We start from the raw sequence: 19,341 nt of genomic DNA, 5'->3' as shown, positions 1-19,341 counted from the left end.
TTAGTCTTTTAAAAATGGAAACAAGTCACTCATTCCCAAAGCACCTTCGTGCTTGGCGGTATATTCGGCAGCAAGGACAGCTCCCAAGGCAAATCCCCTGCGATTCTTGGCATCGTGGGTGATAGTGATGCTGTCGGCTTCGGAGTCGTAGCGGATGCTGTGGATGCCCGGTACTTCTCCTTCGCGGATAGAACTTATGGGTAGCTCATTGGCTGCACATTCCGTAGAGCCCGAAACGGTTCCGTCGGGAGCCTGGAAAGTTCCTTCTATCCATTTGTCCTTACGGTCGAGATTCTCCAGAATACCTTCGGCAAGCGTGATGGCTGTTCCGCTCGGAGCGTCCATCTTGTGGATGTGGTGCGTTTCGCTCATTGTCACATCATAGGCAGGGAATTGGTTCATTATCTTTGCGAGGTACTTGTTGACGGCAGAGAATATGCTTACTCCCAGACTGAAGTTGGACGACCAGAACAGTGTCTTGCCGCCTTCGGTACAAAGTCTCTTCACTTCGTCTCCATGTTCCGCCATCCAGCCCGTACTGCCGGATACCAGTTTGACCCCGGCGCGGAATGCCTTCATATAGTTATTGTATGCAACCATGGGGTTGGTGAACTCTATGGCAACGTCGGCGCTCTTGAAGGCTGCCGATTCAAAGTCTTCCTGATTGTCGACATCGATGATGCTTACAATTTCGTGTCCGCGGCCAAGGGCTATTTTCTCGATTTCCTTGCCCATTTTTCCGTAGCCGATTAATGCGATTTTCATTGTTTCTATCTGTTTTTATTTAGTTTATCAACAAACTATAGGTCGCAAAGATAATCTTTTTCTTACATTTGTGCTCAACATTAACGTCTTGTTAACATGGAACAACTACTGCATTATGTTTGGAAGCACAAAATATTTCCTTTGTCATTGCTCCAGACAACCTCCGGCCGGCCGGTAGAAGTGATAGATCCCGGTTTGCCGAACATGAATGCAGGCCCCGATTTTTTTAATGCCAAACTGAAAATAGACGGTACGCTCTGGGTGGGCAACGTCGAAGTGCATACGCAGGCATCAGACTGGCTGCTCCATAGGCACGACCGTGACAAGGCGTATGATACCGTCATCCTGCACGTGGTGGGCGAATCGAATTGTGATGTGTACCGCACGAACGGTGAGCTGGTTCCCCAGATGGTGCTCACTTGCCCCGACACTGTCCGCTTGCGCTATGAAGAGCTTCGGCAGACAGAGATTTATCCTCCCTGCTATTCCATCCTTGCCTCCCTCCCAAAGCTGACCGTCCATTCCTGGCTGTCCGCTTTGCAGGTAGAGCGTTTTGAGCAGAAAGCATGCGTCATATCCCAGCGGCTCGAACGCTGCAATCATCATTGGGAAGATGTTTTCTTCATTACTCTTGCTCGTAACTTCGGCTTCGGGCTGAATGGGGATGCTTTCGAGGCATGGGCAAACCGCCTTCCATTCCGCGCCGTAGACAAGCATCGGGACAGTCTGTTTCAAGTGGAGGCTTTCTTCCTGGGGCAGGCAGGCCTGCTGGAGGAGGTCTCGGCAGAGGCAGATGATTATTATTTGATACTTCAGAAAGAGTTCCGCTACCTGCAACACAAGTTCGAGCTGCCAGCTCCCATGTCTGTTGAGCAGTGGCGGTTTCTGCGTCTTCGTCCCGATAACTTTCCACATGTACGCCTCGCCCAGCTTGCCTGTCTGTATCACAAGGAGCAGTCGCTCTTCTCGCGTGTTATGGAGGCTGAAACGCTGGAGGCGGTGAAGAAGATACTGGCTGCCAAGACTTCCGCGTATTGGGAGGAGCACTTCAATTTCAGAAAGGTTTCACCCCGGAGGGAAAAGCGGGTAGGGGACGGTGCCTTGAATCTGATTGCCATCAATACGGTCATCCCGTTTCTTTATGCTTATGGCCTGCACAAGGCCGATGACGTTTTGTGTGACCGTGCCACCCGTTTCCTTGAATCCTTGAAGGCCGAAAACAATCACGTAACCCGACTTTGGGATGGTGCCGGTTTGCCGGTATCTACCGCTGCCGATTCGCAGGCTCTGCTTCAACTTCAAAAGGAATATTGTGACAAGAAAGACTGCTTGCGTTGCCGGTTTGGTTACGAGTATCTGAAACATAGATGATAATAATTATCGCCCCATAGCCTTAGCATTTTATTACTTTTATATTATCTTTGCGCATTGAAAAATAATCCGAGTATATGAAGGCTATCCGCTTTGTTTTTTGTCTGTTTGCGGCACTCATGCTGACGACTCTCAATGGTCTGGCTGCCGAAGAGGAGGATTTCAAGACATTTCTCCAGAAATTCACGTCCAGTGCTTCATTCCAGTATTCCCGAATCAAGTTTCCTTTGAAGTCTCCCATCGCCCTCTTGAAGGATGACGGTGAGACGGAACAGACTTTTCCCTTCACCCGCGAGAAGTGGGCATTGCTAGACGAAGAAACGCTGAAGGAAGGACGTACTACCGAAGAGGAGGGAGGTACCTATATTTCTCACTTCACTGTCAATGAGCCTGCCCATAAAGAGTTCGAAGCAGGCTATGATGAATCAGAACCTTCCCTTCGTGTGGTCTTTGAACTGACAGACGGCAAGTGGTATGTCACCGACTGCTATAACGACTGGTACAACTTCGATCTCCCTATCAATGAACTGGAAGAAACTATTCAGGCGGTACAAGAGGAAAACAAGGCTTTCGAAGAACTTCATCCCTGATGAAGTGGGGGCAGAAATCCGCCTCAATCATTATTTTATCCTTCTTCTGTACGATTTATGCCCCTCTTTTTCCAAAAAGAGGGGTTTCTTTGTACCGTACTAATACATTGAAATATGCGGTTACAACTTCTTTTGATGCAACTTCTCTTATGTGTCCTCCCCGGTATGGAGATGGGCGCTTCCTGCCGGCTTACCGCCTGGGTCGTGGAGGATTCTTCCGGAAAAGTGGAAATTACATGTATCGGCGATACGATGGATATTGTATCTCCGGACGGGCTGTCCCTTTGGTATAAGGAACGGTTGACGGGAAACTATGAGATTACCTACCGGGTACAAGTGGTGGTTGAGAATGGTAGCTACGACCGTCTCAGCGACTTGAATTGTTTTTGGGGGGCCGATGACCCCCGGCATCCGGATGACTTCTTTGCCCGCAGTGCATGGCGCAACGGCGAGTTCAAGAATTACAATACGCTGGACCTTTACTATGTGGGCTACGGCGGTAATGATAATGGAACTACGCGTTTCCGTGAATACCATGGAGAGTATTATGGAGTGGACGATGCAAAGATTAAACCCATCTTGAAAGAGTATACCGATGCCGCCCACCTTTTGAAGCCCAACCATTGGTATGAAGTTAAAATCCGTGTGGAGAATGGAGCCACCACTTATGCCATGGATGGTGAAGAGCTTTTCAGCTTACCGGTTGCCGATGGCAAAGGAGACGGCTATTTCGCCTTACGGTTGTGGCAGAACCACGTACGTTTTGCAGATTTCCAAGTCGCAAATATCGATAACCTTAAATAAACAGACATGATGCAATTCAGTAAATGGAAAATAGGAGCGGTAGCGCTCGTTTGCATGTTGCTGCCGGGCAGTGTACATGCACAAATCGTGAAGAATGAGCGCTTGCTTTCTTTTGAGGAGAAGCAGGTTCCGGCGTTTGTCACTACGGCAGCTGGTTCGCAGTTGGGCATTAGCGACGAACATTATAGGGATGGTGACCACAGTTTGAGCTGGACTTTCGAGCCGGGTGCCGCACTGTCTATCAAAAAAGACTTGAAGTTTGAGAAGAAAGACCCGACGGGGAAAGACACCTATCTTTCGGCTTTCATCGTATGGGTGTACAATGAGCAGGCCCAGGACAAGCAGATTCGGTTCGAGTTCCTGAAGGACGGCAAGGTATGCACCTCTTTTCCTTTTGGCATCAACTTCACCGGTTGGCGCGGAGCATGGGTATGTTATGAACGCGATATGCAAGGCACCCCGGAAGAAGGGATGGACGAAATCCGCATTGTAGCCCCTGATGTGAAAGGGAAACTCTTTTTCGACCATCTGATTACTGCCAGCAAGGTGGATGCCCGCCAGCAGACTGCCGACTTGCAGGTACCGTTTGTAAATAAGGGAACCACCAACCACTGGCTGGTTATCTACGAACACTCCTTGTGGAAACCGGACATTCCTTTGACAGACGTGACCGAGGCGCAGAAGCAGGATATACGGATTATGGAGAAGCGTTTCCGCAACATGCTCTACACGCCTTCCGCACTTTCGGACAAGGAGATGCAGTCCATCCGTGAGAAGTATGATTTTTATCGGATTACCTACAAGAACGGCAAGGTGGCAGGACGTCCTATCTATTTCGTACGTCACTCCGAGGCATACGAACGTATGGTACCCGATTGGGACAAAGATATGTTCTCCAGACTGGGGATAGAGATAAGCGACTATTTCAACCTGATGAAACGCGTCGCTATCGCCTACAACAATGCGGAGGATGCGGCGCTGAAACACGAGTTGGAGCAGAAATTCATCGCCATGTACGACAATGCCACCGACCAGGGTATTGCCTATGGCAGTTGCTGGGGGAATATCCACCATTACGGATATAGTATGCGCGGTCTGTTTGTGGCTTATTTCTTGATGAAGGACGTGTTGCGTGAGGCAGGTAAGCTGGAAGAGGCGGTACGTACGCTCAACTGGTATGCCATCACCAATGAGGTATATCCCGAACCTGCCGTCAACGGTATTGATATAGATACGTTCAACACCAAGTTGCAAGGCCGCATAGCCAGCATTCTGATTATGGAGGATACCCCGGAGAAACTGCAATACCTGCGTTCCTTCTCCCGTTGGCTGGACAAAGGCTGCCTTCCTGCGCCGGGATTGGCCGGTTCTTTCAAGCCGGACGGTGCTTGCTTCCATCATTGCAACAATTATCCTGCCTATGCAGTGGGCGGTCTGGACGGTGCCACTAATATGATTTACTTGCTGAGTGGTACCGAGTTCCGTCTGTCCGAGCAGGCACACGAGACGGTGAAGAAAGTGCTTCTCACCATGCGTTTCTATTGCAATCTGAAGCAATGGTCTCTCTCCATGTCCGGACGCCATCCCAACGGGGGAGGAAGCCTGATACCTATCCAATATGCCACGATGGCCATTGCCGGTACGCCGGATGGCAAGCAGAAGTATGACCCCGAAATGGCTGCTGCCTATCTGCGCCTGGTTGCCTATACAGAAGCTCCGGACAAGAATGCGCCCGACTATCTGCCGAAGGCTTCTACCTGCCACGAATTGGAGATGAAGAAGTTGCTCGAAGCCCAAGGCTTCCGTCCGGAACCCGACCCGCAAGGCAATCTGGCTTTGGGTTACGGTTGTGTATCCGTACAGCGTCGCAGCAACTGGGCTGCCGTAGTACGCGGACATTCCCGTTACCTCTGGGCTGCCGAGCACTATCTCCCCGCCAACTTCTATGGCCGTTATCTGGCACATGGCAGCATGCAGATTCTTACCGGAAAACCCGATGAAATGGTTACTTTTGCCACCAGTGGCTGGCAGGAGGCCGGTTTCGACTGGAATCGTATTCCGGGTGTCACGAGCATTCATTTGCCTTTCGACCAGCTGCGTGCCCGGGTATTGAATGTCGATACCTTCTCCGGCATGGAGGAGATGCTCTATTCCGACGAAGCTTTTGCCGGCGGTTTGTCCCAAGCACATCTGAACGGTAACTTCGGTATGGTGCTGCATGAACATGATAAGTATAACGGTTCTCACCGTGCCCGCAAGTCGTTCCATTTCTTCGACGGCACCATTGTATGCCTCGGTACGGACATCGAAAACCTAAATACCGAATATCCAACGGAAACCACCGTGTTCCAGCTTGCCGCCACCACTCCCGAAACCCGCCGGTACTGGGAGTCCTATCAGAGTGATGGACAGACTTATATAGACCCCAACGGCGTAGGTTATTACATTTCCAAAGCTTCCCGTCCTACTGCCCGATATGAGAAGAACTTCCCGCAAGTGACCGTAGGCGAGCGTAGCACCAAGCCTACTTCCGGCGACTGGGTGTCCTTGACATTGCAACATGGCAAAGCCCCGAAAGGCGCTTCCTACGAATATGCAGTGCTGCCCCACACGGATGCCGCCGCTTTGAAGGCATTCGCCAAGAAACCCACTTACAAGATTCTCCGGCAAGACCGCAACGCCCACATTGTGCGTTCTCCGGCAGACGGTCTTACTTCTTACGTCTTGTTTGAGACTCCGCAGGCTCTGCCCGACGGTGGATTGTTGCAGAAAGCCGATACATCGTGCCTTGTCATGATACGCGAATATAAGGACAAGCTTCTGCTGACTGTTTCCCAGCCCGACTTGGCCTTGTATCGTGGTCCGAGTGACGAGGCTTTCGATAAAGACGGAAAACGTATTGAGCGCAGTATCTATTCACGCCCGTGGACTGACAATGAGAGTCAGGAGATTCCCGTAACCGTTACTTTGAAGGGACAGTGGAAGGTTGCCGAGACGCCCTATTGCAAGGTGTTGTCGGCAGACAAGAATCAGACTGTGCTGCGCTTTACTTGCCGGGATGCTGCAAGCTTAGAGGTAGAGCTAAAGAGGTAGGGAGAGTATAGGTTAGACATTGATACTGAATACCCACAACACCCGGATGTTTTACCCCATAACATCCGGGTGTTGTGCTATAAAACATGGGGATGTTTTGGGGTAATACATCCCCATGTTTTGGGTGAATACATCCGGGTGTTGTGGGTATTCGGTATAGGAGTCTTAGCCTTTCTCTCCTATAGAGAAAGATACTGGAAACGGTTGTTTAATATGTTCCGAGCAGATTGCTTACTGCTGACTGATAGTTTGCCAGTTTGCTGGTCTTATGAATGGTCTTTCTCGCTTTGCGGTCTCCGTCCGGCAATAGGTACTCCCAGAAACTTTTCATTTTCATTAATAGCTGTGCCTCACCGCCTTGCAGTAGCTCTTGATAGGCGTTGAAGACCTCGGTGTGTAGTTGTCCCACTTTTTTCGCCATTTCATCGGAAGAAATCGGGGTTCCTTGCTTGTATTCCAGCGCCAGGGCAGGATTGGCGAGTAGCCCGCGGCCGATGACGATACCTGCCAATCGGGGGAACCGTGTGGTGATAGAACGGATATCATTCGCGGTATGCAGGTCTCCGTTGTAGAACAGAGGGTGGGTGCACTCTTTGTAGAAAGCTTCAAATCCCTCCAGGTCTACCTCTCCTTTGTATTGCTGCTTGCCCAGACGCGGGTGCAGGATGATGTGTGCGAGGGGGAGTTCGTTGAACAGCGGTAGCAGGGCAAGACACTCCTCTGCCTGCTCCCAGCCCAGACGCAGCTTCACGGAGAAACGGATGTCGGGATGTCGGTCGATGGCTTCGGAGAGCAGCGCCTTCACTTCTTCGGGATAGGGCAGCATGCCGCAGCCATTGTGGCGCCGGGCCAGCATCGGAAAAGGACAACCCAGATTGATGTCCGCTTCCTGGTATCCTTTTTCGATGAAAAGGGACATTATGTGCTCCAGCTTGTCCGCATCCGGAGCAATGAGCTGGGGGATGAGGTGCAGGTCCGGGTTGTTGTCCGGCTCAATGTCACGGGCATCTTTCCGCCGGATTTCTCCGTGCTCCATGCGTACGAAAGGAGAGTAATAGGTCTCTATGCCGCCGAATATGCGTGCATGCGCCCGCCGGTAGACGGCATCGGTGTAGCCTTGCAGCGGGGCGAAGTGGATGGGTAATATGTTCTCGTTCATGGCTGCAAAGATACACATTTTTACTTCCGATCTTTGATGGGAATCACCATATTCCAAGAACGGGATGCATTTTCGAATCCTCCGGGCCCGTCCATCGTGGCAAAGAAGATGTAGGCAGGCTTTCCGTCCTCGAAGAGGATGAAGGGGCGTTCCAGTTGTCCTTGCTTCTCCACGCTGCCGTCTTCCCACTCCACAGTGAGCGAGTAGGCTTTCGGGTCTTTGTCCACCGTCCATTGGATGCCGTCTTTGGAATGTGCCATGACGCCTCCGCCCCGTTCGCCAGTAAACTTGGCTACATGGTCTTTGAAGATGGCATGATAACCGTTTGCATCTTTCCAGAGGAAAGGGTCTTCCGCTTCGCCCTGACCGTCTACTTCAAAGATGGGACAGTCATTGTTCAGCACTCGATAAGGGCCTTCTATGGTAGGAGCATAAGCCATTCCGAGGCTCATGGCCGAGTGCAGGTAACCGTTCGTGTAATGTCGCCCCTTGAATATCATCATCACCGAACCGTCTTCTTGAATGATAGGCGAGGGATTTGAGGTCAGAAAACTGTAGAAAGTATTGGGCTTGGTCTTCAAGATGGGCTCGTCCAAGCGTTTCCACGGACCGTAGGGCGAGTCGGCAACGGCCAGTCCCACGCGTTTGTTGGCGCGGGCAACGGTACACCAGGGGCTTTTCAGGGTGAGTTGTTCGTAAGTAGGGTCGGCAAAGGGGTGGGTGGAACCCATATAGATAAGGTAGTATTTCCCGTTCTGCCTCAAAATGCGTGGATTGTGTGTGGAGCGTCCGTCCCAGTATTGCGCACCACGGGCAGGGAGGGCCACTTCGCTGAACCGATAAGGTCCCTGCGGTATCTCGGATACGGCATGTACAATCTCCGAGGCTACCATCCATCCCGGATGGAACGGCAAGCTTTTGGGAAAGCGGGAAACGAACATATGGTACTTGCCGTCATCTCCTTTCACTACCGAACTTCCCCAGGCCCAATAGCCTTCGCACTCGAAAGCTGGTGTACGTGGAGCTTTGTCCAAGTGATGAAACAGTGGGTTTTCCGACTTCTGTTTCAGTTCTACCAGATTGTCCAGCTTCTGGGCAGAAGACGTTATAGCTATGAAAGCGGCAAAGAGAAAAAGCAGATGATGTCTTTTCATGGGGAGTGTTGTTAATAAGGTTATTATGATGAAACAAAGATAGCCAATCTTTTTATGCCTGTTGCCGCACTCAGCCAGTTCCGTACGAAAACTGCATCTGTTTTGTATGATTGCCGTCATTTCTTCCCTCTGCCTTTCATTATATTTGCTGAAAATATAATCGGACATTATACAATAACCAATACGATTCTAATATGCAGAGAAACCTTATTCTGACCATTCTCGGCCTTTGCTTGGCCGCAACCGCTTTTCCGCAGGAGAAGGAAACGCAGTTTGCTTTCAATAATTATCACCGTTACTACAACGAAGCCCGGCAGCGGGGGGATGCAGAGAAGGAGAAGTCCATCAAGGCTTTCCGCGCTTCCTTTGCGCAGCATCCTTACCGTTATCATTCCCTGGACACCCGGTTGAGTGCGCAGGAGTGTCTGGCACAACTCACTGCCGACGGTATCTTTTCTGGTTTAAGGGAGCAGGAAGAGCAATTCCGCAAAGAGAATGCCTTTCAGAAGCCTTACTCCAACCCGCAGGCCGAAATAGGCTTGTTCGTGGCGGATGCCTTCAACCGTATCTGGAAAGTAGCGGATGCCTATCGTAAAGGTGAACTGACAGAAGAGCAGGCCTTGTCCGGTAAAGTGCTGAAGGCAATCTTGCATTACGGCGGTATCGAGGCAGGACGCCCCAATGACGGTCCCCGTTTCCATGCATCTTGCTTTGCCATACCTACGGCAGCGGTCAATACTTATTTCTGCTATCTGAAACAGATGGACGATGCTGAAGGTGGGAAAGGCGGCACATTGCTGCAAGAGGCGTGCGATATGTTGAAAACCATTGCCTTACAAGCTTGGACCCAACCTCTCCGCCACGACGAAACCGATGAGAATGTAGTTTCCATTTCCCGTTTCCGCAACCATGTGTGGTGGGTGGGCGGCAATGCATTGGCCTATCGTTCCCTATTGCCCGTGGCCGCCATGTACCGTTCCATTCCTATGATAGACTTGCTGGCGGAAGTTTGCCAGCGCGGTATCAGTATGACCTCCCAAACTACGTATTCCGATGCTTTCTGGACTGAGGGATTCACTGCCGACGGGGCAGGTTGGGGACATGGAAAGCAATGCCTGATTTGGGGCTATCCCATTGACGGGACTTCCAATGCACTTAAAATGCTGAATATGCTGAAAGGCTCTCCCTGGGCCAAGAATCTGGGCCGGGATAATGTGCAGGCACTTCTTAATTTCCTGCGTGGTGGTGCCTGGTATTATTATAAGGGATATCGCCTTCCTTGCCTGGACCGTGGCTCGTATGTATATAATCCCACAGAGCTTTCTATCCCTTATGCCGGAATGCTGGATAACCTTATCAGCAACTGGATGGATTCTTTCACCCCCGAAGAGCAGCGGGAACTGTTGCAATTGCAGCAAGAGGTGAAGAAGAATCGCATCATGATGGAGGAGTATGCTCCGGGCATCTATTCCGGTACCCGTTGGTTCTTCAACAACGACGACTTGATAAAGAAGACCCCCGACTATCATATCACGATTAATATGGCCTCTGTCCGTTGTGACGGACTGGAGAGTGCCGCCAGTTTTGCTGATGCCTACAATTTCTATCCGACGGATGGAATGACGTTGTTCCAGCGCAGCGGCGATGAGTATTTCCGGATTATGGGCGGTTGGGATGTCACCGCTTCCCCGGGTGTGACTGCACGCGAAGGCATGGACAAACTGGTTCCCGTAGAGAATTGGCGTGGTTATTGCAGCAGGAGTAATTTTGCTGCCGGTACTACGGATGGTGGGAGTAATGCCGTTGCAGGATATATCTTCGAAAAGATGAACGCTTCTGCGAAAGAGGGTGTGAACGACAAGGGGAACAGTGAGGGTTTGAACGAGGTTCTTTATGGCTTCAAGGCATATAAGTCTTATTTCATTCTGGGAGATTACATGGTAGCTTTGGGTGCGGGCGTAACCAATAAGCGTCCTGAACTGGATGGGGAGATTCGCACCACCATCGACCAGACGGCTTGGACGGATGAAGTTTTCTCGATGAAAAGGGGAAAAATGGAGCTTGTCGCTTCCGGCACTCACTCGCTTTTGTCGGCAGATGGTACTCCCCTCTGGCTGGTGCAGAAAGGTAAGTTTGCCTATCGGATACTTCCTGAGTATACCCGTGAAGCATTTGTTACTTGCGAGACTCGTCCCACAGATTGGGTGAAGCGGAACAAGGTGAATGAAAAGAAACAAGGCTTGCCCTCAGAAGCCAGAATCCTCCGTCTGTGGGCAAATCATGGACAGCGTCCGGTTGATGATACCTATGGCTATGTGGTTTATGCAGGCCGGCAGATACCGTCGGATGAACTGCCGTTCCGGGTATTGCAGAACGATACCCTGGTGCAGGCGGTCTGCTCTATGGATGGAAAGGTGGTGGAAGCTGTCTTGTATCCCGGCAATAAAGGTTTGCAGGCAGAAGGTTTGTCTCTTTCCGCTTCTGCCCCGTGTGCGGTGCTGATAAGGGAAGAAGCAGGGGAGATTGTGGTTTCTGTCACCGATGCTTGCATGAATGCGGCTCTGAAAGGGATTCGGATTGTTCTCAATGGAAGGGAAATCAAAGTACCTATGCCGCAGGGGATGCTTTGTGGAAAACCGGCGGTAATACGTGTGGATAGAATGACAAATCAATGATATAGATTATGAAAAAGATTTTTTTATTAATTATTTTCTGGGCTTGCATCGGTGTACTGCAAGCACAAGAACACTTTTCTGCTGCCAGTTTTTATCCGGTGCCCAATTCCGGCCGCGAGGTATTGGACTTTAATCCCGGATGGCGTTTTCATCGGGGGGATATTCCTTTAAAAGCTGATCCTTTGCAACTGGATGACAGCAAGTGGGAGCTGGTAAACCTACCGCATACCGTACAGCTGGTTCCTTCCGAGGCGAGCGGTTCTCGCAATTATCAGGGGCCGGCCTGGTATTCCAAGCGTTTCACTGTCGATACTCGGTATCAAGGTAAGCGGTTGTCCCTCTATTTTGAGGCGGTTATGGGTAAAAGCTGCTTTTATATCAATGGTTACAAGGTAAAGGAGCACTTCGGTGGTTTTCTCCCGGTGAGTATAGATTTGACTGCTGTTGGTGTGCGTCCAGGTGATGAGGTAACCGTTGCCGTATGTGCTGATAACAGTGATGACCCTTCTTTCCCGCCGGGGCGCAAACAGTATACGATGGATTTTTGTGTATTTGGTGGCATCTACCGTGATTGTTATCTTATCTGTACCGGTGACGTGCATGTAAGCGATGCCAATGAGGCTGGCCAGGTGGCTGGGGGAGGCGTGTTTGTCAGCTATGAGGATGTGTCGGACCAAAAGGCTCGGGTGAATGTCAAGACTCATATCGTCAATGATAGAGAGAGTGGTTGCCGGGTGGTAGTGGAGTCAACCCTGCTGGATGCTGTTGGCAAGCAGGTGACCAGTACAAGGAAAAGTCTCAGCTTGTCTGCCGGAAGTGATGGACACGTCATGCAGCAGCTCACTGTCAGAAATCCGTCTTTGTGGCATCCCGATACTCCGAATCTGTATCGGCTCCGCACCTCTGTCTATCTTAACGGCAAGCTGTGCGACGCTGTTGTTTCCCGTATCGGTATCCGAAGCATTGAGTTTCGCGGTGCCGACGGTCTCTATATCAACGGTAAGCCGTTCGGAGACAAACTGATGGGGGTAAACCGCCATCAGGACTATGCTTATATCGGGAATGCCGTACCCAACAACCTGCATTGGCTGGACGTGAAGAAAATGCGTGATGCTGGTTTCCGGATTATACGCTCGGCACACTATCCCCAAGACCCTGCATTTATGGATGCCTGCGATGAACTGGGCATGTTCATTATTGTAGCCACTCCCGGCTGGCAGTACTGGAATCCGGAACCGGTGTTTGAAGAACGTATCCTTTCCGACATCCGTAATATGGTCCGTCGAGACCGTAATCATCCGTCTGTCCTTCTGTGGGAACCGGTACTTAATGAGACGGCTTTTCCGGAGTCTTTCGCACAGAATGCCTATCGGGCTACTCATGAAGAGTATCCGGCTCCGGGTTGCTATGCTGCCATTGATGACAAGAGCAAAGGAGCAATGGGATATGATGTAGTTTATACAGCCCCCAAGAACGAGGCGTTTTACCGGAATGCAGGCAAATCCTGCTTTACCCGGGAGTATGGTGACTGTGTGGATGACTGGAATTCCCACAATTCTTACAGCCGTGTGGCACGTGAATGGGGTGAAGAGCCACAGATTCGCCAGGCCCAGCACTATGCCCGCAAGGATTATGGCGGCTCTCTTACGGTTGATCAGTTCTACAAATCTCCTCGGGGGCATATAGGAGGTGCCTTGTGGCATTCGTTTGACCACCAGCGTGGTTATCATCCTGACCCTTTCTGGGGAGGACTGATGGATATGTTCCGTCAGCCAAAGTATTCCTATTACATGATGATGAGCCAGCGTGATCCGCACCTGCACTTGGAGCAGGCTGATAGTGGGCCGATGGTGTATATAGCTAATGCCATGACTCCTTTTTCCCCCGAGGATATAGTGGTTTATACCAACTGTGATAGTGTACGTGTCATTGTGAACGAAAAAGACACCCTTGTGCAAGTGCCGTTGCTGGAGGAGAAGGGGATTCGTCATCCTCCCGTTGTTTTTAAGGGTGCTTATAGCTTTGTGGATGTCCGGGCACTTCATCGGGCCGGGAAACCGGAACAATGTAGTATTGTGGCTGAGGGATTCCTGGATGGCAAGATTGTTGCTAGGACCAAGAATATGCCTTCCAAACGTAATGAACAGCTTGTACTGACTGTTGATTCTGGACTGCCCCTGCGTGCCAATGGTTCGGATATGGTCACGGTGATTGCTTCCATTACCGATAAGGATGGCTATGTAAAGCGCCTTTCTCAAGAAACCGTTATTTTTGAGGTGGAAGGAGAAGGAGAGTTGGTCGGTGGAAGAGAGGTAGAAGCCAATCCCCGTGTCAGTCGTTGGGGGACTGCACCTGCACTGATCCGTACAACAACGAAAGCAGGTACTATCAAAATAAAAGCACGTCTTTTGCATCCAGGTATACAGTTCCATCCCCAGGCAGTGATTGAAATGGCTACTTTGCCTGCGGAACGTGTAGCCTTGTATAGAGAGCTTCCGGTTCCGCAAAAGACGGAAATCTTTGGAAAAACTGAAGTCGGAGAGATTGACTTCAATGAAATAGAGCGCCTTGCCAGGGAAGAGCAGGAACGTATCAATGAAATGAAGCAGGTGGAACAGCAGCAACGCCACTTTGAAAGTACGGAAAAGAAATAGCATTTACTGGTATTTTTGTTTCTACACAAAAAAATAAAAACATCTGTCACGCTATCACGCAAAGGAGTATATATGTGATTATAAATTTATTAGGGTGTGATAGGTGTTTTTTCATACCTATCTATCACGCTCTAATGAGAGTATTGGAAATAGAGTGATATCGTTGTTTTATCTATTAGGGATAGTCTTATATTGTTAGTTTTCAGCATGAAGCTTTTAGTTTCCAGCTGGATGTCTTTTCCCTGATTTAGTTGGATGTTGTTTGGGTAGTATTACATTGTATTGATAAATAAAAGGGAGGAACCTCACGGCCCCTCCCTTTCGTACATATCAAATTGATTAAGGTCTATTTGATTTCTTGATAAATAAGGTTAGAAGTTTTGTGTTATTACGTTTTTATCAGTATTAGTAGCCTGCATTATTAGTCCACTGTGTCAGACGGATTTGCTGATAAGGTATGGGGAAGTAATAATGGTTGTTGCTTTGGAAAAGCGAACCATTCCAAGTCTCGGCTCTAACTTCACTTACCTTTTCCAGACGAACAAGTTCGAACCAACGTTTCATTTCTGCAAAGAATTCCCAACCGCGTTCGTTGAATACAGCTGTTGTGAAAGCTGTAGGATCAGTAGTTGTGGTCAGCTGGTCTTGTGCATAACCGGCACGTTTCTGTACTTTCTGAATGGCATCCAAAGCTTGTGCGTTTACACTGTTTGTGGCACGGGTGGAAGCTTCTGCGTACATCAGCAGGACATCGGCGTAACGGTAGATACAAGTGATACCATTAGCTTGGGCACTCTTACCGGGTGCGCCGTTGTCATAGTCATAATACTTGGAAATGGCGGGAAGCTTATCGGCACTTTCTTTATAAGTGACATGACCGTTTTTAGTTTCCCATTCTGTCATATAATTCCACTCTTTACGTGCATCATCCGGATAATTTAGAAAGAAGCTTTCGTTTGCATAGTAGTCAGACCAACCGGCATTGGGGGCAAAATCGCTGGGGTAGTAAGACTTTCCATAGTTACTTGCCGTCTTCATCTTCGCATTATGGTGGATGGCAAACATTACTTCATTGGGTTGTGCTTTATTGGCTTCTTTCCACAATTCTGCATATTCTTCGGTCAGGTACAAACCAGAGTTGTCTATGATGTCTTTAGCTGCAGCCGCTGCCAGTGAGTAATACTCTTGTCCTCTTTTCAAAGGCCAACCGGCCATTGTCATGTAAGCGTCTGCCAGACAAGCTTCGGCTGCCCATTTGGAAGGAGTAGAGCTGAAGCCGCTGCGACTTTTTGCCGGTAATATTTCTACTGCTTTTTTCAAGCTAGGAATAATCGCTTGATCATAGATTTCTGCAACAGCAGTTCTCGGCATGTACGTTGAAGCGTCTGTTTCTGCTAGAATTAGGGGTACATCACCATACATGCGTACCAAATAAAAATAAGAAAGTCCACGGAGGAAGTAAGCTTCTCCTAATACTTCTTCAAACTTCTTGGCTTGGTCTGCATTTTCCGGTAATACCGTCTTATTAATAAGTGTATTGGAGTGGTTGATAACGGCAAAAAATAGTGACCAAGTAGTATCGAAATCTGCAGTGTTGGCTGTGATATTGGGAGATAGTCTATAGTAATTGGCCAATTCATTATTTGCTTTTGCCGCACGATAAGTAATATCATCTGCACATACATTTATGCGTTGTAAACGGCAGTTAAAACCATAGTTCCCATTCCATAAATCGTTATAAAGTCCTGTTGCAGCTTGTTGAAGACCTGTTAGGTCCATGCTGGCAATGTAATCTTCATCAGTAATGAAAGACTGTGGCTCTTGGGTCAGGTCTACACAAGAAGTTGTCAGGAACATACTGCAGGCTATTGTTGCTATATATGCTAATTTTTTCATATTATTCTTGTTTAAAAGGTAAATCATTAGAATGCAAAATTTAAACCAATCAGATAGTTACGGCTGTTAGGATATGAGCCCCAATCAACACCTTGTATCAGTGGGCTTCCCATTGTTGCTTCAGGATCCAGACCGGAATAGTTGGTGATATGGAACGGATTCTGGATGGAAACATAAAGTCGGAGATTGCTGATACCAAGTGATTTGCAGGCTAATTCGGGCAAAGTGTAACCCAAGGTGATACTTTTCATCTTGATAAAGCTTCCATTTTCTACAAAACGACTGCTGAATACTTTGTTTTCTGTGCCTCCTTGTACGAAACCCGGTACATCTGTATTTGTATTGGTTGGCGTCCAACGGTTCAAGAAGTCACGCATTGGAGTTACTGCAGCCATGTTCTGACCGGAAACTGTATTGAATCCCATTTGATGAGTTGCATTGTATATATCAAAGCCATGGAAACCTACCATAAAGAATGAGAAATCAAAATTCTTGTAATTGAAGCTATTGTTCCAACCCCAGTTAAATGTCGGTTGACCACAGCCGATGATACCTTGGTCTGCATCATTCAGTACTCCGTCTTTATTGGTATCTACATATTTAGAGTTACCAGCTACGACTTTATAGACTTCACCGTTTGTTTTGCCATTTGTTTGACCGTTGGCGTCTACGAATGGAGCGTTCACTTCATCTTCCTGCCAGATACCTCCGAAAGTATATCCCCAGAATGTACCTAATTTTTCACCTTCAATCATCTGGAATAATTGATTTTGGAAACTTCCGGCTTGCTGTTGGCGATGGTTAGCTGTAGGTATGCTGTTGAAAGTTCCTTTATTATGCGATAAAGTAACGTCGGTATGCCAGCTGAAGCCTTTACCGGTAAATGGGTCTGCACTGATTGTGAACTCTATACCAGTATTCTTGATTTCGCCAGAGTTCATCAACAATGAGGGAAATCCCATGTGTGTTGGTTGTGCCAGATCCAACAAAATATCTTTGGATAATTTGCTATACCAATCGGCAGTCAAGCGTATGCGACCGTTGAGTATACCAAAATCAACACCTGCATTGAACTGGTCGTTACGTTCCCATTTTAGGTAAGGAGCAGCAGGGCGGTCTACTTTATAAGAGGTGGAGCCATCACTATTTCTTATTGGAGTACGTTTGGAATAGGGGCGGTAAGCTTCTACAGCTTGGTTACCTACAGAACCATAACCGAGGCGAAGTTTCAATTGGTCGATAAAGCTGTTGTCTTTCAAAAAACTTTCTTGTTTCAAGTCCCAAGCCAAAGCTGCAGATGGGAAATAGCTCCATTTATCAACAAGACGTGAAGAACCATCTGCGCGAATAGATGCAGTAACCATGTAACGGTTCATAAATACGTAGTTTACACGTAACATACCTGACATTAATGTATTGATAACACGGTCGGAGCTATTGGTAGCAAGCTCTGCATTTGACCATGCCAAGTTGTTTATACCGATCCTATCAATATAATCCAAACCATAAGCAGTACCGGTATGATTGAAATTATTATCATAAGACTGTTCGAAAACAGCAGTTGCGTTGACACGATGATTAGCATTAAATTCTTTTACATAACTTAATGTGTTGGTGTTTAACCAGGAAGTGTTCCAGTAACTACGTGCTTGACCTTGCGATAAATTGCTATTCTTGAAAGCATAGTAACTTTTGTCATTTTGTACGGAAGTGTTTAGTCTATTGTCAAGCAGAACTCCCAGTTGTGAGCGGAAGCTCAAACCGTCCATGATGTCAAACTGGACATAACCTTGTATACGATTATTTATTGTCTTGTTGGCATTGTCTGCTTCCCAAATATGCCCCATTGGATTGTAAGTTGAACTACCCTCAAAAAATGAATTATTGTAGTTTCCATCTTCATCTTGCGGTTCAATAGTACTGGGAAAGTACATTGCTTGTTGGATTAAACCATCATATTCATTGACACGTGGAGTACTTGTTTCTCTGTAGTGACCATAGATGTTCATACCAGCTTTCAGCCACTTCTTGATTTTGGTATCTACTTTCAAACGCCAGCTGTAGATTTGGCTACTTGACTCCTTGATGATACCTTCATCGTTTTGATAGCGGAGAGATGCCAGGAAAGTAGTCTTTTCGCCACCACCTGCAATAGACATTTCATAGTTCTGTGTAACGGCAGGGCTGCGGAAGATTTCTCTTGAGTAATCATAACCTGCTTTGCCAGACTTGAAGGCTGCTAATTGCTCTGCACTATAATAGTGATTGTCGCCGTATCCAAAATATTCCTTACCATAGTCATTAACCAGGTTGGCATATTCATAGGTAGAAAGATTATCAGCATACTTGGCTACAGTCTTGATGTTGGCAAATGCATTAAAAGATACGGTCAATTTGTCTTGGGATGGGTTTTTGGTAGTAACCAAGATTACACCGTTTGCACCGCGAGAACCGTAAACAGCTGTTGCAGATGCGTCTTTCAATACTTCGATAGATTGAATATCGGAAGGATTCAACGACTGAAGGGAACCACCGATGAAACCGTCGATAACAACCAAAGGACCGGTTTCTGCTGTGATAGAGTTGATACCACGTACACGGATGGTATTGTCTTCAGTAGGATTACCGGAACCAGAGAGAACTGATACACCGGCCATACGTCCCTGCAATGCATCGGATACATTACCGGTCGGGGTATTCTTCAATGCATCTGCTGCTTTTACAGAAGCAACTGCACCGGTCAGGTCACTCTTACGTTGAACGCCGTAACCCACTACGACAACTTCCTGCAGCAATTGGCTGTCTTCTGCCAGTTTTACGTCGATTTTGGTCTTTCCGCCTACGGCAATCTTTTGTGTCTGATATCCGATATAGGAGAATACGAGAGTTGCGTTTGCCGGAACATTGGGAAGGGTGTAGTTTCCGTCAATGTCTGTGATACATCCGTTACTTGTTCCTTCCACCTGGATAGAAGCACCAATCACCGGACCTAAGTTGTCAGTCACTGTACCTGTTACTGTGAGATTCTGTGCATTGGCCTGCGTGGCAAATAGGACAGAAAGCAACATAATACCTAATGCTTTAAAGAAGCTGGATTTCTGTTTCATAAATATTAATTTAATTAGTTATTAATAAAGGTTGTTTCTTTGTTTTGTACTCACTTCAGAGTTGAATCACATC

11 protein-coding genes are annotated in these 19,341 nt (G+C 48.1%); 6 read left to right on the top strand and 5 right to left on the bottom strand.

Going from position 1 to position 19,341, the window contains the following annotated elements; translation table 11 throughout:
* On the bottom strand, positions 1-765 hold the full coding sequence (gene dapB / locus DW800_RS01260; protein ID WP_005833852.1) for a 4-hydroxy-tetrahydrodipicolinate reductase: 765 nt from the start codon (positions 763-765) through the stop codon (positions 1-3).
* A 96-nt stretch (positions 766-861) separates the two neighbouring features.
* On the opposite strand from dapB, the gene DW800_RS01255 reads away from it, so the two are divergent.
* The 4 genes from DW800_RS01255 to DW800_RS01240 all read left to right on the top strand — a co-directional run bounded on the left by DW800_RS01255 (position 862) and on the right by DW800_RS01240 (position 6,623).
* On the top strand, positions 862-2,136 hold the full coding sequence (locus DW800_RS01255) for a DUF2851 family protein (protein WP_005826054.1): 1,275 nt from the start codon (positions 862-864) through the stop codon (positions 2,134-2,136).
* 77 nt (positions 2,137-2,213) lie between these two features.
* A complete protein-coding gene (locus tag DW800_RS01250; protein WP_005826053.1) occupies positions 2,214-2,726 on the top strand; it encodes a hypothetical protein in 513 nt (170 codons plus the stop codon).
* Positions 2,727-2,840: 114 nt separating this feature from the next.
* Positions 2,841-3,530 carry a DUF6250 domain-containing protein gene (locus DW800_RS01245; RefSeq protein ID WP_005826049.1) on the top strand — a complete coding sequence of 230 codons (690 nt, stop codon included), beginning with the start codon at positions 2,841-2,843 and terminating at the stop codon, positions 3,528-3,530.
* Between the two features lie 6 nt (positions 3,531-3,536).
* Positions 3,537-6,623, top strand: a complete 3,087-nt coding sequence (locus DW800_RS01240; protein ID WP_117703733.1) for a chondroitinase family polysaccharide lyase — start codon at positions 3,537-3,539, stop codon at positions 6,621-6,623.
* Positions 6,624-6,831: 208 nt separating this feature from the next.
* Here the strand turns inward: DW800_RS01240 and DW800_RS01235 are convergent, their stop codons facing one another.
* Positions 6,832-7,800 (bottom strand): tRNA-dihydrouridine synthase family protein, encoded by a 969-nt coding sequence (locus DW800_RS01235; protein WP_005826046.1) that lies wholly within the window; start codon positions 7,798-7,800, stop codon positions 6,832-6,834.
* 2 nt (positions 7,801-7,802) lie between these two features.
* The gene (locus DW800_RS01230; RefSeq protein ID WP_008662105.1) at positions 7,803-8,936 is read right to left on the bottom strand and encodes a glycoside hydrolase family protein; all 1,134 of its coding nucleotides are present in this window, start codon (positions 8,934-8,936) and stop codon (positions 7,803-7,805) included.
* A 194-nt stretch (positions 8,937-9,130) separates the two neighbouring features.
* Here DW800_RS01230 and DW800_RS01225 point away from each other — a divergent pair, with 194 nt between their 5' ends.
* On the top strand, positions 9,131-11,611 hold the full coding sequence (locus DW800_RS01225) for a polysaccharide lyase family 8 super-sandwich domain-containing protein (RefSeq protein WP_117703732.1): 2,481 nt from the start codon (positions 9,131-9,133) through the stop codon (positions 11,609-11,611).
* 8 nt (positions 11,612-11,619) lie between these two features.
* Complete coding sequence (locus DW800_RS01220; RefSeq protein WP_117703731.1) at positions 11,620-14,265, top strand: glycoside hydrolase family 2 TIM barrel-domain containing protein; 2,646 nt, start codon at positions 11,620-11,622, stop codon at positions 14,263-14,265.
* 405 nt (positions 14,266-14,670) lie between these two features.
* Here the strand turns inward: DW800_RS01220 and DW800_RS01215 are convergent, their stop codons facing one another.
* Both DW800_RS01215 and DW800_RS01210 read right to left on the bottom strand, forming a co-directional pair.
* Positions 14,671-16,161 carry a RagB/SusD family nutrient uptake outer membrane protein gene (locus DW800_RS01215; RefSeq protein ID WP_034522898.1) on the bottom strand — a complete coding sequence of 497 codons (1,491 nt, stop codon included), beginning with the start codon at positions 16,159-16,161 and terminating at the stop codon, positions 14,671-14,673.
* Between the two features lie 26 nt (positions 16,162-16,187).
* Entirely contained in the window at positions 16,188-19,268 is a 3,081-nt protein-coding gene (locus tag DW800_RS01210; RefSeq protein ID WP_005826038.1) for a SusC/RagA family TonB-linked outer membrane protein, read from the bottom strand.
* Positions 19,269-19,341: the final 73 nt, after the last annotated feature.

The sequence above is a fragment of the Bacteroides sp. AM32-11AC genome, assembly GCF_003603515.1.
GTDB lineage: Bacteria > Bacteroidota > Bacteroidia > Bacteroidales > Bacteroidaceae > Bacteroides > Bacteroides uniformis.
Note: the sequence above shows the minus strand (reverse complement) of the source record. Positions and strands in the feature narration are given on the sequence as shown.